Consider the following 13483-nt stretch of genomic DNA (forward strand, 5'->3'; position numbering starts at 1 on the left):
CAACCTCATCGGAGATCCGATCAGGTCGGGGTATCAACATATCTGGCGTTGACTTTTGGCACGCTGTTGAGTTCTCAAGGAACGGACGCTTCCTTTGTACTCACCCGAGAGACTCTCTCAGGCTTTCCTCCGGGCGCTTCCCTTCGGTCTTGCGTCTCCGACTCTATCAGATCTTTCCGATCCGATTTCCTCGGTGCTTTCCAGGTTCTCGCTTTCGCGTTTCCCTTTCCGGCGCTTCCGACTCTATCAGATCCTTTCGGCCCTGATTCCCCGTCAGAAGGGGGTGTCTCCGCGGCTGTTGGGCCGTTTCAACGAGGTGAGACTCTAGCGGATTCCCGCCCCCCTTGCTAATCGGGGGCGCGTCCTTTCGAACGTGGATTCCTCATTCCGTAAATACACACGCACACACGTGGACGACGCCGACAACGCGACTGTTCGTCGAAGAGTGGTTGGTACTTGCGGAATCGCTGTCCGGGGACCGACCGGGGTCGGCGCTCACGTCGGACAACTCGGAGAACACTACGAGCGCGGGACCGGTGTGTCAAACCCCGAGCCCGGGGGCCTGCGCGGGCGTACTGTGGGAGGCGTGACGACGCGTACGTGTACCCAGCTCTGGTGGGCCGCCTGACGGCGGCCGTACGTACGTGTGCACTCAACGGCCGCCGCTTCGGCGGCCGTTCTCGTATCTCCCTCCGGGAGGGGCGGCCGACGGTGGTGGCGGCCCTGACCAGGAGGTAGAGGAATGACACGGGTCTTCAGTGGGGTCAAGCCGACCGGACACCTGACGCTGGGGAACTATCTGGGGGCCATGCGGCAGTGGGCCGCGGAGGACCAGCACCGGTCGGACGCTCTGTTCTGCGTCGTCGACCTGCACGCGCTGACCGTGGACCACGACCCCGCGCGGGTGCGGAGACTGAGCCGGCAGGCGGCGTCCTTGTTGCTGGCGGCGGGGCTGGACCCTGACCTGTGCACCGTGTTCGTGCAGAGTCACGTCGACGAGCACGCGCGGCTGTCGTACCTGCTGGAGTGCGTCGCCACGGACGGGGAGATGCGGCGGATGATCCAGTACAAGGAGAAGGCCGCGCGGGAAAGGGAGCGGGGCGGGAGCGTGCGGCTGTCGCTGCTGACGTATCCCGTGCTGATGGCGGCCGACATCCTGGCGTACGGGACGGACGACGTGCCGGTCGGGAGTGACCAGACACAGCACGTGGAGCTGGCGCGGGACCTCGCGGTGCGGTTCAACCAGCGGTACGGGCACACGTTCGTGGTGCCGCGGGCCACCCACCCGGCGGTGGCGGCGCGGGTGATGAACCTGCAGGAGCCGACGGCGAAGATGGGGAAGAGCGACGACGTCGGGCCCGGGATCGTCTATCTGCTCGACGAGCCGGACGTGGTGCGCAGGAAGGTCGCGCGGGCCGTGACCGACAGCGGGCGGGACGTCGTGTACGACCCGGCGGAGCGGCCCGGGCTCGCGAACCTGCTGGAGATCCTCGCCGCCTGCACGGGCGGGGAGCCGGCGGCACTGGCGGGCGCGTACGACTCGTACGGCGCGTTGAAGAAGGACACCGCGGAGGCGGTGGTCGAGGTGTTGCGGCCCGTGCAGGACCGGCACAAGGAGCTGTGCGCCGATCCCGGTCATGTGGAGCGGGTGCTGCGTGAGGGCGCGGAGAAGGCCCGGGCCATGGCCCGGCCCACCGTGGACGCCGCCTACCGGGCGATCGGGCTGTTGTCACCGGTGGGCGGGGGCCGGTAGTCCCGCGGGCCGGGGCCCGGACCGCCGCGGGGTGCTCCCCCGCGGCGGGTGCCTCGGGTACGTGGTCCCGGGTGTCAGTCCTTGGTGCCGGAGGCCAGTTCGCGGCTGCGGTCGCGGGCGGCTTCGAGGGCGGCGATGAGAGCCGCGCGGACGCCGTGGTTCTCCAGTTCCCGGATGGCGTTGATCGTGGTGCCGGCCGGGGACGTCACGTTCTCGCGGAGCCTCACCGGGTGCTCTCCGCTGTCGCGGAGCATGGTCGCGGCGCCGATCGCGGACTGGACGATCAGGTCGTGGGCCTTGTCGCGGGGCAGGCCGAGGAGGATGCCGGCGTCGGTCATCGCTTCGACCAGGTAGAAGAAGTACGCCGGGCCGGAGCCGGAGAGGGCGGTGCAGGCGTCCTGCTGGGACTCGGGGACGCGGAGGGTCTTGCCGACGGCGCCGAAGATCTCCTCGGTGTGCGCCAGGTGCCCGGCGGTGGCGTGGGTGCCGGCGGAGATGACGGACATGGCCTCGTCGACGAGGGCCGGGGTGTTCGTCATGACGCGGACGACCGGGGTGCCGGGAGCGAGGCGCTCCTCGAAGAAGGACGTCGGGATGCCGGCCGCGCCGCTGATCACCAGGCGGTCGGCGGGGACGTGCGGCGCCAGCTCGTCGAGGAGGGTGCCCATGTCCTGCGGCTTGACCGTGAGGATGAGGGTGTCGGCGGACTTCGCGGCCTCGGCGTTGGTGACGGGGGTGACTCCGTGGCGGGTGCGGAGTTCCTCGGCCCGTTCCCGGCGGCGGGCCGTGACCAGGAGGTCGGCGGGTGCCCAGCCGGCGCCGATCATTCCGCTGAGCAGGGCTTCACCGATCTTGCCGGTGCCGAGGACTGCGACTTTCTGGCTCATGTTTTCGGTGCCCTCCTGGGGTCCCCTCCGGGGTGCGTCGTCCGTCGTCATCCTCGCACTCCCGGGAGGCGTGGGAGTGGGGCGTCCAGTGGGCGGGACGTCGGCCGGGGCGCCGCCGTGCGCTACGCCGTGCGGCGTTTGAGGGTGGCGGCGCCCAGGGCGAGGACGAGGAGGGCGCATCCCGCCACGACCAGGGCGTCCCGTACGAAGGCGGCCGTCATGTCGGTGTGGCGCAGGACCTCGTTCATGCCGTCGACCGCGTAGGACATGGGCAGGACGTCGGAGACGGCCTCCAGGGCCGGGTGCATGTCGTCGCGCGGGGTGAAGAGGCCGCAGAGGAGGAGCTGGGGGAAGATCACGGCCGGCATGAACTGGACCGCCTGGAACTCGGAGGCCGCGAAGGCCGAGACGAAGAGGCCGAGCGCGGTGCCCAGGAGGGCGTCCAGCAGGGCGACCAGGAGGAGGAGCCAGGGGCTGCCGGTGACGTCGAGGCCCAGGAACCAGACCGCCAGGCCGGTCGCGAGGGCCGACTGGACGATGGCGAGGGCTCCGAAGGCGAGGGCGTAGCCCGCGATGAGGTCGGCCTTGCCCAGCGGCATGGCCAGGAGGCGTTCGAGGGTGCCGGAGGTGCGTTCGCGCAGGGTCGCGATCGAGGTGACCAGGAACATCGTGATCAGCGGGAAGATCCCGAGCAGCGAGGCGCCGATGTTGTCGAAGGTGCGCGGGCTGCCGTCGAAGACGTACCGCAGCAGGAACAGCATCACGCAGGGGATCAGGAGCAGCAGGGCGATCGTGCGGGGGTCGTGGGCGAGCTGGCGCACGACGCGGGTCGCGGTGGCCGTGGTGCGGGCGGGGCTCAGGGGGCGGGTGGGGGCGGGGGGCGCGGCGGTCGGGGTCGTCGGCGTGGTCATCTGCGTGGTCGTCCGTGTGGTCATCGGATGGTCTCCTTCGCGCGGGCCGCCTCGGTCGCCTCGTCCACGAGGTGGAGGAAGGCCTCCTCGACCGTCTCGGCGGCGGTGCGGGTGCGCAGGGCGTCGGGGCTGTCGTCGGCGAGGACCTGGCCCTCGCGCATCAGGAGCAGGCGGTCGCAGCGCTCGGCCTCGTCCATGACGTGGGAGGAGACGAGGAGGGTGGCGCCGCGGTCGGCGGCGAGGGAGCGGAAGAGGGCCCACAGGTCGCGGCGCAGGACGGGGTCGAGTCCGACGGTCGGTTCGTCGAGGACCAGCAGCTCGGGGGTGCCGAGAAGGGCGACGGCGAGGGAGACGCGGCTGCGCTGGCCGCCGGAGAGGTTGCCGGCCAGGGCGTCGGCGTGGGCGGTGAGGTCGACGTCGGCGACGGCCCGGGTGACGTGCTCGTGGCGGCGGTCGGCGGCGGCGCGGCCGGGGTCGAGTATCGCGGCGAAGTAGTCCAGGTTCTGGCGGACGGTCAGGTCGTCGAAGACGGAGGGGGCCTGGGTGACGTAGCCGATGCGGGTGCGCAGGGCCGGGTGGCCGGCCGGGCGGCCGAGGACGTCCAGGGTGCCGGTGACCTTCGCCTGGGTGCCGGCGATCGCGCGCATCAGGGTCGACTTGCCGCAGCCGGAGGGGCCGAGGAGGCCGGTGATCCGGCCCGGCGGAACGGTGAAGCCGAGGGAGCGCAGGACGGTGCGGGGGCCGCGGACGACGGTGAGGTCCTCGGCGCGGACGGCGGGGGCGGCGGGGGCCGGGTGCGGGGGGTCGGGAGGGCGGGAGATGTAATTCATCATGTGATGAATAATGCTCTCCCGCCCAGGTGCCGTCAAGCGGTCTCGGGGGCCCTGGCGAGCAGGAGGCGGACGTCGTACGTCTCCTCGACGACGCCGTCCGGGAAGTCGGCCAGGAGGTGCCAGCGCTCCTCGGCGAGGAAGGCGGCGCCGCGGTCCTCGCCGTCCGTCAGGAAGACCGAGCGGCTGCCGAGGTTGGCGAGGTGGGTGTCGAGCGGGACGCGGCGGCTCCAGCGGACGGTGCGGTCGACGAAGTCGAGCAGGCCGGCCGGCTCCGCGGTGCGGGCTCCGACCGCGCGTTGCTCGGCGGAGAGCGCGAGGCCGAAGTGGCGGTCCACACGGTCGGCCGCCGCCGCGATCCACGGCACGTCGAGGGCCGCGGTGTTCCACCACAGGGCCAGCGCGCCGCCGGGACGCAGCACGCGCAACGCCTCCGGCACGGCCCGGTCGGGGTCGGTCCAGTGCCAGGCCTGGGCGTAGGTGAGGAGGTCGGCGCTGTGGCCGGCGAGCGGGAGGGCGTTGCCGCTGCCCCGGAGGACGGGGACGTCGGGGAGGGCGCGCCGGAACTCCGCGGCCATGCCCGCGCCGGGTTCGACGGCGATCACGTCGGCGCCGCGCGCGTGCAGGAGGGCGGTGGCGATGCCCGTGCCGGCGCCGACGTCCACCACGCGGGAGCCGGCCAGGGGGCGGCCGGTCAGTTCCTCCAGCGCGTCGAGGAGGGCGGGCGGGTAGGAGGGGCGGTTGGCCGCGTACTGGGCGGCGGCCGCGTTGAAGGAGTGGGCCCGGGTGGTGCGGGGGACTTCGGCGGCGCGGGGGGTTCCGGCGGGGGGCGGGGTGGTGTTCGGGGTGGTGTCAGGGGTGGTGCCGGGTGTCGTCATACGGCCATGGTGGGGGCCGGGTGGGGGGCGGGAAGGGGTGCCCGGGGGGGGATGGATGCCGTGGCTGGGGCGCGGGGTTGGGGCGGGGTGCGGCGCCGGGGGGCGTGAGGTCAGCGGCGGCGCTTTCTGGAGGGGTTGCCCGAGCGGCGGGTGGTGCGCTTCTCGTACTCCTCGCGGGCCTTCTCGTACTCGGCGCGGTGGAGTTTCTCGCCCGGGGCCTCGGTGAAGGTGCGGAGGAAGTAGGCGAGGAGGGAGCCGACGAAGCCGATGGCCAGCAGGCCGCGCAGGGAGGCCTGGCGGTCGGGGTCGGGGCGGCTGGTGAAGGTGGACCAGGTGTGCCGGAAGGCCAGGGCGCTGCACACCGCGAACATCACGACCATCAGCAGCGAGACGGCGCTGCCCACGTCGGCGATCCGGAGGCCGTCGTAGGCGATGCGCAGGACGACACAGGCGGCGACCGCCGCGGCGAGGGAGCCGACGGCCAGGCCGGCCCGGCGCGCGGGGTAGCCGTGGTCGTGGTGCACCCAGGTCGTGCCGTAGAACCGGATGGGTTCGGGGCGGGGGCCGGCGGGGACGGGGGAGCCCGCGGGGGTGTCCGGGATGCCGTGCGTACCGTTCTCTGCGCTCACGGTTCGATTATGGCGCCGGATGTGCCGCGGGCTCCGGGTGGGATCAGGCGCAGCGCGGGGCGACGTAGCCGTCGCTGCCGGTCCGCACGTAGGCGTCCGGGACGAACTGGCCGCTGCCGATGTCGTCCCGGACGGCCGACGTGCCGTACGGGCCCGACTCCCTCGTCCCCTGTGTCCGGCAGTGGATCGCGACCTTCGCCCCCACGCCGAGGACGCGGACGATCGCGTAGTTCGTGCCGGGGCCTCTGCGGACGTTCACCTGGTAACCCGGGGCGACCGGGTAGGAGCTGACGGCGGCCACCGCTCGGGCGGCGGTCGCGCCCACCAGGGTGAGCAGCGCGCCGGCGGCGCCCACGGCCAGGAGTGACCTACGTCTGGCGCGTCTCCTGGCCGTCTTCCTTCCGTGTCGGAGTGATCAGGCGCACCGGGAGGCGACGTAGCCGTCGCTGCCGGTCCGCACGTAGGCGTCCGAGACGTACTGGCCGTTGCCGACGTTGTCCCAGATCGTGCTCGTGCCGTACGGGCCGGCCACCGCCGTGCCCGGCCGCTGGCAGTAGATGGGGACCTGGGCGCCCTCGGGCAGGACCCGCACGATGCCGTAGCCGGTGCCGGGGCCGCTGCGGACGTTGAGGCGGACCCCCGGGGCCACCGAGTAGTACCGGACGACCGCGGCGACTCCCGCGGCCCCCGCGAGCGTGGTCGCCGTCTCGGCGCCGGCTTCCTGTGCGCGGTCGACTGCCATGTGATGCTCCCCCCGTTGAGCCCCACGAGTGTCGTGGGGCCACGTTGATTCCCCTGGAACAAGCCACGAAACACCCGTTCGCGACTCGCACGCGGAGGCTAGCAAGCCGCCTCGGTCCCGTACGAACCATCGACTAGGCTCCGAGCGTCGCGCGCGCGGACGAACAGCACGGGGGTGGTTCCATGGCGCCGCAGCGGAACGCCGGGGCGGGCACGGAAGCGGAACTTCCGCAGTACGCCGGTCACTACCGCCTGGAGTCCTGTCTCGGTTCGGGGGGCATGGGCGTCGTGCATCTGGCGCGCAGCACCTCCGGGATGCGCGTCGCGGTGAAGATCGTGCATGCGCCGTACGCCGAGGATCCCGAGTTCAGGGGGCGTTTCCGGCAGGAGGTCGCCGCGGCCCGGCAGGTGAGCGGGGCCTTCACGGCGCCGGTCGTCGATGCCGACCCGGACGCCGCACGGCCCTGGATGGCCACCCTCTACATCCCCGGCCCGACCCTCTCGGAGCAGGTGAAGCGGAACGGGCCCATGGACGTGGACCAGTTGCGCCGGCTGATGGCGGGGCTCGCCGAGGCGCTGCGGGACATCCACCGGGTCGGGGTGGTGCACCGGGACCTGAAACCGAGCAACGTGCTGCTCGCCGAGGACGGGCCCAAGCTCATCGACTTCGGCATCTCCCGGCCGAAGAACAGCGAACTGCGCACCGAGACGGGCAAACTGATCGGCACGCCGCCGTTCATGGCGCCGGAGCAGTTCCGGCGGCCCCGCGAGGTGGGTCCGGCCGCCGACGTCTTCGCCCTCGGGTCGCTCATGGTGCACGCGGCGACCGGACGCGGGCCGTTCGACTCCGACAGCCCGTACGTCGTCGCCTACCAGGTCGTGCACGACGAGCCCGATCTGACCGGCGTACCCGGGACGCTCGCGCCGCTGGTGCTGCGGTGCCTCGCCAAGGAGCCGGACGACCGGCCGACGCCGGACGAGCTGATGCGGGAGCTGCGGTCGGTGGCGGCCGCGTACGACACGCAGGTGTTCATACCGGCGCAACGGGCCGGCGAGGAGGCGGGCGCACCCACCGGGGGCAGCGCGGCGTCCTCCGGTGAGGAGGGCGAGGGGCCCGTGCGCCGTCCGGTGGGGCGGCGCCCCGGCCGGAGGGCGCTGGTGGTGGCCGGGGCGATCGGTCTGGTCGTGCTGGTGGGCCTCGTCGCCCGTCCGTGGGCGGGAGGGGACGGTGCCGGGGAGTCCCCGGCGCGCGCCCCGGCCGAGACGGGCGGCACCTGGGTGGCGGAGCCCGTGGCACCGGGCGGCGGGATGCCTCAGTGCTCCGCCGGGCCGGAAGCGCTGTTCTGCGCCCAGCCGGGAGTGGTCTTCGCCCTCGACACGTCCGACGGCCGCCTGCTGTGGCGGCACGCCGTCGCCACCGAGACCGTCGGCAGCGCGCCCGTGGTGTCCGGCGGGCTCGTCCACGCCTACACGGACGGCGGCCCGCGCCTCGAAGCCCTCGACCCGGCGACCGGCCGGAGCGTCTGGCACCGCGACGACCGTCCGTCCGGCTCCACGCGCTTCGCCGGTGACACACTGCTGGTGACCGGCGCGAACGGTGTCGTGACCGGGATCGACGGCGCCTCGGGCGACACCGGTTGGAGGACCCCGGTCCCCGGGCTGGACGGGGCGTCCCTCGCCTGGTTCCCCGGTGCCCCGGGCGCCTACGCGGTCACGCCGTCCGCGGACGGGTCCCGTACCCGGGTGACGGCGCTGGACCCGCGGTCGGGCCGCGTCCGCTGGGACACCCGGCTGGAGGGGACGCTGCGGCCCGTGGGCGCCCAGGGGGGATCGGTGTACTTCCTCTCCCTGGACCGGACGTCCGGCGACACCGTCGCCGTCGTGCGCCACACCCCGGGGACCGGGGCGACGGACCGGGTGACGCTGCCCGTGCCGCGGCAGGACGTGCAGGCCTCCGTCAGCGGGGACGTCGTCCACCTCATGAGTGCCGGCGGTGCGCTGCAGGCCGTCGACACGGAGACGGGCGAGGAGCTGTGGCACCTCGAGACGTCGGTGTCCCGGGGGTCCGCTCCCGCCTCGGACGCCCGGCACGTCTACGTCACGGCGCCGGACGGCCGGCTCCTCGCGGTGGACGCGCGCTCGGGGCGCCTGCTCGGGCAGACACCGCCCCGGGTCGCCGCGGACACCGACCGGGTCGCGGCGGCACTGCCCGCGCCCGTGATCGCGCACGGGCGCGTCCACGCCACCGCGCCGAACGGCTCCGTATTCGCCGTGGACGGCCGGGCCCCCTCGGCCTGGTGAGGGGTCCGGCGTCCGGAAGGACCGCGGTCAGCCCAGCTTGCTGACGTCCCGCACCGCGCCCTTGTCGGCGCTGGTCGCCATCGCGGCGTACGCCTTCAGGGCCGCGGAGACCTTGCGGTCGCGGTTCCTCGGGGCGTACCTGCCGCCCAGGGCCTGGTCGCGGCGGGCCAGTTCGGCGTCGTCGACGAGCAGTTCGATGGAGCGGTTCGGGATGTCGATGCGGACCCGGTCGCCGTCCTCGACGAGGGCGATGGTGCCGCCCGCGGCCGCCTCGGGCGAGGCGTGGCCGATGGACAGACCCGAGGTGCCGCCGGAGAAGCGGCCGTCGGTGACCAGGGCGCAGGTCTTCCCGAGACCGCGGCCCTTCAGGTACGAGGTCGGGTAGAGCATCTCCTGCATGCCGGGGCCGCCCTTGGGGCCCTCGTAGCGGATGACGACGACGTCGCCCTCCTTGACCTGCTGGGTGAGGATCTTCTGGACGGCCTCCTCCTGCGACTCGCAGACGACCGCCGGGCCCTCGAAGGTCCAGATGGACTCGTCGACGCCGGCCGTCTTCACCACGCAGCCGTCGGCGGCGAGGTTGCCGCGCAGGACCGCGAGGCCGCCGTCCTCGGAGTAGGCGTGCTCGACGGAGCGGATGCAGCCGCCCTCGGCGTCCTGGTCGAGGGAGTCCCAGCGCTCGGACTGGGAGAAGGCCTCGGCGGAGCGCTTGCAGCCGGGGGCCGCGTGCCACAGCTCGACGGCCTCGGGGGCGGGGGAGCCACCCCGGACGTCCCAGGTCTTGAGCCAGTCGGCCAGCGAGGGGCTGTGCACGGAGTGGACGTCCTCGTCGAGCAGGCCGGCGCGGTGCAGTTCGCCGAGGAGGGCGGGGATGCCGCCGGCGCGGTGCACGTCCTCCATGTAGTACGTGCGGTCCTTGGCCACGTTGGGGGCGACCTTGGCGAGGCACGGGACGCGGCGCGAGAGGGCGTCCATCTCGGTGAGGCCGAAGGGGACCTCCGCCTCCTGGGCGGCGGCCAGCAGGTGCAGGATCGTGTTGGTGGAGCCGCCCATCGCGATGTCCAGCGCCATGGCGTTCCCGAAGGCCGCGGGGGTGGCGATGTTGCGGGGCAGGACCGAGTCGTCGTCCTGCTCGTAGTAGCGGCGGGTCAGGTCCAGCACCGTGCGGGCGGCGTTCTCGTAGAGCGCCTTGCGGGCGGTGTGGGTGGCCAGCACCGAGCCGTTGCCGGGCAGGGAGAGGCCGATGGCCTCGGTGAGGCAGTTCATCGAGTTGGCGGTGAACATGCCGGAACAGGAGCCGCAGGTGGGACAGGCGTTCTCCTCGATGCGGAGGATGTCCTCGTCGGAGATCTTGTCGTTGACCGCCTCCGACATCGCGTCGACCAGGTCCAGGGTGCGGACCGTGCCGTCGACCAGGGTGGCGCGACCGGACTCCATGGGGCCGCCGGAGACGAAGACCGTGGGGATGTTCAGGCGGAGCGCCGCGTTGAGCATGCCCGGGGTGATCTTGTCGCAGTTGGAGATGCAGATCAGGGCGTCGGCGCAGTGCGCCTCGACCATGTACTCCACACTGTCCGCGATCAGGTCGCGGGAGGGCAGGGAGTACAGCATGCCGCCGTGGCCCATGGCGATGCCGTCGTCGACGGCGATGGTGTTGAACTCGCGCGGGATGCCGCCGGCCGCGACGACCGCCTCGCTGACGATCCGGCCGACCGGCGCGAGGTGGGTGTGGCCCGGCACGAACTCCGTGAAGCTGTTGGCGACGGCGATGATCGGCTTCCGGCCGATGTCCGCGCCGGGTACACCGGAGGCGCGCATCAGGGCGCGGGCGCCCGCCATGTTGCGGCCGTGGGTGACTGTGCGGGACCTCAGCTCGGGCATCGTCGCTCGCCTCGCTCGTGGGCTCGTTGGGAGAGTAATGACTGCCGTCGAGCGTACGCCGGTCATCCAGGACCCGGGACAGGGTGTCCGGAATACGGGACGCGCGTCTCGCGGTACGGCACCGCGGGGGGCGCGCTCAGGGGCCGGTGAGGTGGCCCTGTACGACCGGTGCGATGCGGGCGACGAGCTGCTCCGGGTCGGCCGAGGCCAGCGGCTCCGCCTTGATCACGTAGCGGAGCACCGCGCACCCGACCAGCTGGGCGGCCGCCAGCTCGGTGCGCAGCTCCGCGTCCGGCACGTCCAGCTGGGCGGCGACACGGCGCAGCAGCTGTGCGGCGACCAGGCGGCGGAAGACGGCGGCGGCGGTCTCGTTGTCGAAGGCGGAGCGGACGATGGCCAGCAGCGGGGTGCGGGTGGCCGGGTTCTCCCAGAGACCGAAGAAGAAGCGGGTGAGCCGCTCGCCGACCCCGTCGGCGGACCCGTCGGCGACCGCTCCGGAGGCCCCGCGGACGGGGGCGAGGGCGACCTCGATCGCCGCCTCGAAGACCTGCTCCTTGGTGCCGAAGTAGTGGTGGACCAGTGCCGGGTCGACGCCGGCGGCCTTGGCGATGCCGCGTACGGACGTCTTCTCGTAGCCGCGCTCGGAGAACTCCTCGCGGGCCGCGGTCAGGATGCGGTCGCGGGTGCCGGCGGACTCCGTGCGCGGGGGGCGGCCGCGGCGCCGGGTGCCTCCGGCCGGGGCGCTCATCGCCGGTGCGCCTTCGCCGGGTCCGCCGGCGCGTCCGCGGTGCCCGCCGAGGCCAGGTGGTGGCGCGTGAAGGCCAGGGCCTCGGCGAGATCGGCCTCACGTTCGGCGCTGGACATCGCGCGACGGGTGTTGACCTCGATGACGACATGGCCGTCGAAGCCGGAGCCGGCGACGCGTTCCAGCACCTCCGCGCAGGGCTGGTTGCCGCGGCCGGGGACGAGGTGCTCGTCCTTGGCGGAGCCCCTGCCGTCGGCGAGGTGGAGATGGCCCAGGCGGTCGCCCATGCGGTCGAGCATGTCCAGCGCGTCGCTGCGGGAGGTCGCGGCGTGGCTCAGGTCGATCGTGAAGTGGCGGTAGTCGTCCTTCGTCACGTCCCAGTCGGGGGCGTACGCCTGCATCTCGCGGTCGCGGTAGCGCCAGGGGTACATGTTCTCGACGGCGAACCGCACGTCGGTCTCGTTCGCCATCCGCCAGATGCCGTTGACGAAGTCCCGCGAGTACTGGCGCTGCCAGCGGAACGGCGGGTGGACGACGACGGTGTCCGCCCCGAGCTTCTCCGCGGCGGCGCGGGCGCGCTGGAGCTTGACCCAGGGGTCGGTGGACCAGACCCGCTGCGCGATGAGCAGGCAGGGGGCGTGCACGGCCAGGATCGGCATGTGGTGGTAGTCGCTGAGTCTGCGCAGCGCGTCGAGGTCCTGGCTGACCGGATCGGTCCACACCATGACTTCGACGCCGTCGTACCCGAGGCGTGCGGCGATCTCGAAGGCCGTCGCCGTCGACTCCGGGTAGACGGAAGCCGTCGACAGGGCGACCTTCGCGTCCGGGATGCGGACTACGTCCCTTGGTTCTGCCACGAGGGCCAGGTTACGGGGTGCGGTCGGGTGCCCGCGGGGCGCCCGTTCGCCGTTGTGGCGAGTGCCATACGGTCCGCTGCACCCCAGAATGCGTCCCCGGGCGCGCCCCAGGGTGCGTCCGGGGGGCGGCTACACCGGTCCCATGTGATCGAGTCTGCGCAGGATCACGCCCTCCCGCAGGGCCCAGGGGCAGACCTCCAGGTTCTCCACGTGGAAGAGGTCCATCGCGGCCTCGGCGACCAGGGCACCGGCGAGGAGCTGGCCCGCGCGGCCCTCGGAGACGCCCGGCAGCTCGGCGCGCTCGGCACTGGTCATGGCGGCCAGGCGGGGCACCCACGCCTCCAGGGAGGCCCGCTTCAGCTCGCGTTGCACGTAGAGGCCCTCGGCGGAGCGGGCGGCGCCGGCGATCCGGGCGAGCTGCCGGAAGGTCTTGGAGGTGGCGACCACGTGGTCCGGGGCGCCGAAGCGGCTGAAGTCGCCGACCGTGCGGGCGATCTCCGTACGGACGTGGCGGCGCAGTCTCCTGACGTCGTCCGCGTCGGGCGGGTCGCCCGGCAGCCAGGCGGCGGTCAGCCGGCCCGCGCCGAGCGGCAGCGACACGGCGGTGTCGGGCTCCTCGTCGATGCCGTAGGCGACCTCCAGGGAGCCGCCGCCGATGTCGAGGACCAGCAGCTTGCCCGCGGACCAGCCGAACCAGCGGCGCACGGCGAGGAAGGTGAGCCGGGCCTCCTCGGCGCCGCTGAGGACCGTCAGCTCGACGCCGGTCTCCTCCCGCACGCGCGCGAGGACGTCGTCGGCGTTGGTCGCCTCGCGCACGGCGGAGGTGGCGAACGGCAGGAGGTCCTCGACGCCCTTGTCCTCGGCGGCCTGGAGCGCCTCGCGGACGACCGCGACCAGCCGGTCGACGCCGTCGGCACCGATCGCGCCGTCCTCGTCGAGGAGCTGGGCGAGGCGCAGTTCCGCCTTGTGCGAGTGGGCGGGCAGCGGGCGCGCGCCCGGGTGCGCGTCCACCACCAGCAGATGCACCGTGTTCGAACCCACGTCCAGGACACCGAGTCTCATGTACGGAA

13 protein-coding genes are annotated in these 13483 nt (G+C 73.0%); 2 read left to right on the forward strand and 11 right to left on the reverse strand.

The features are described from left to right. Window positions 1–742: 742 nt before the first annotated feature. Window positions 743–1753: a tryptophan--tRNA ligase gene (trpS, locus tag AC07FV_RS19190; RefSeq protein ID WP_479088617.1), complete on the forward strand. Its 1011-nt coding sequence runs from the start codon at window positions 743–745 to the stop codon at window positions 1751–1753. A 74-nt stretch (window positions 1754–1827) separates the two neighbouring features. On the opposite strand, the gene proC is transcribed toward trpS, so the two are convergent. The 7 genes from proC to AC07FV_RS19225 form a co-directional block, all read right to left on the reverse strand. Next, complete coding sequence (gene proC / locus AC07FV_RS19195) at window positions 1828–2640, reverse strand: pyrroline-5-carboxylate reductase (RefSeq protein WP_479088618.1); 813 nt, start codon at window positions 2638–2640, stop codon at window positions 1828–1830. Window positions 2641–2762: 122 nt separating this feature from the next. Continuing rightward, entirely contained in the window at window positions 2763–3551 is a 789-nt protein-coding gene (locus AC07FV_RS19200; RefSeq protein ID WP_479088936.1) for an ABC transporter permease, read from the reverse strand. A gap of 20 nt (window positions 3552–3571) precedes the next feature. Then, window positions 3572–4384: an ABC transporter ATP-binding protein gene (locus AC07FV_RS19205; RefSeq protein WP_479088619.1), complete on the reverse strand. Its 813-nt coding sequence runs from the start codon at window positions 4382–4384 to the stop codon at window positions 3572–3574. Window positions 4385–4416: 32 nt separating this feature from the next. Continuing rightward, window positions 4417–5259 (reverse strand): class I SAM-dependent methyltransferase, encoded by an 843-nt coding sequence (locus AC07FV_RS19210; RefSeq protein WP_479088620.1) that lies wholly within the window; start codon window positions 5257–5259, stop codon window positions 4417–4419. 110 nt (window positions 5260–5369) lie between these two features. Next, window positions 5370–5888, reverse strand: a complete 519-nt coding sequence (locus AC07FV_RS19215; protein WP_479088621.1) for an EamA/RhaT family transporter — start codon at window positions 5886–5888, stop codon at window positions 5370–5372. A 43-nt stretch (window positions 5889–5931) separates the two neighbouring features. Further along, window positions 5932–6243, reverse strand: a complete 312-nt coding sequence (locus tag AC07FV_RS19220; RefSeq protein ID WP_479088622.1) for an SH3 domain-containing protein — start codon at window positions 6241–6243, stop codon at window positions 5932–5934. Window positions 6244–6303: 60 nt separating this feature from the next. Further along, window positions 6304–6630 carry an SH3 domain-containing protein gene (locus AC07FV_RS19225; protein ID WP_479088623.1) on the reverse strand — a complete coding sequence of 109 codons (327 nt, stop codon included), beginning with the start codon at window positions 6628–6630 and terminating at the stop codon, window positions 6304–6306. Between the two features lie 182 nt (window positions 6631–6812). On the opposite strand from AC07FV_RS19225, the gene AC07FV_RS19230 reads away from it, so the two are divergent. Then, the gene (locus AC07FV_RS19230; protein ID WP_479088624.1) at window positions 6813–8930 is read left to right on the forward strand and encodes a protein kinase domain-containing protein; all 2118 of its coding nucleotides are present in this window, start codon (window positions 6813–6815) and stop codon (window positions 8928–8930) included. A gap of 27 nt (window positions 8931–8957) precedes the next feature. Here the strand turns inward: AC07FV_RS19230 and ilvD are convergent, their stop codons facing one another. The 4 genes from ilvD to AC07FV_RS19250 form a co-directional block, all read right to left on the reverse strand. Continuing rightward, a complete protein-coding gene (ilvD, locus tag AC07FV_RS19235; protein WP_479088625.1) occupies window positions 8958–10811 on the reverse strand; it encodes a dihydroxy-acid dehydratase in 1854 nt (617 codons plus the stop codon). Between the two features lie 136 nt (window positions 10812–10947). Further along, window positions 10948–11559, reverse strand: a complete 612-nt coding sequence (locus tag AC07FV_RS19240) for a TetR/AcrR family transcriptional regulator (protein ID WP_479088626.1) — start codon at window positions 11557–11559, stop codon at window positions 10948–10950. Next, the gene (locus tag AC07FV_RS19245) at window positions 11556–12413 is read right to left on the reverse strand and encodes a sugar phosphate isomerase/epimerase family protein (RefSeq protein WP_479088627.1); all 858 of its coding nucleotides are present in this window, start codon (window positions 12411–12413) and stop codon (window positions 11556–11558) included. The genes AC07FV_RS19240 and AC07FV_RS19245 overlap by 4 nt, the downstream gene beginning before the upstream one ends. Window positions 12414–12542: 129 nt before the next feature. Next, window positions 12543–13475, reverse strand: coding sequence for a Ppx/GppA family phosphatase (locus tag AC07FV_RS19250; protein ID WP_383650628.1), 933 nt, complete (start codon window positions 13473–13475; stop codon window positions 12543–12545). Window positions 13476–13483: the final 8 nt, after the last annotated feature.

This window comes from Streptomyces sp. NPDC045956 (assembly GCF_056430705.1).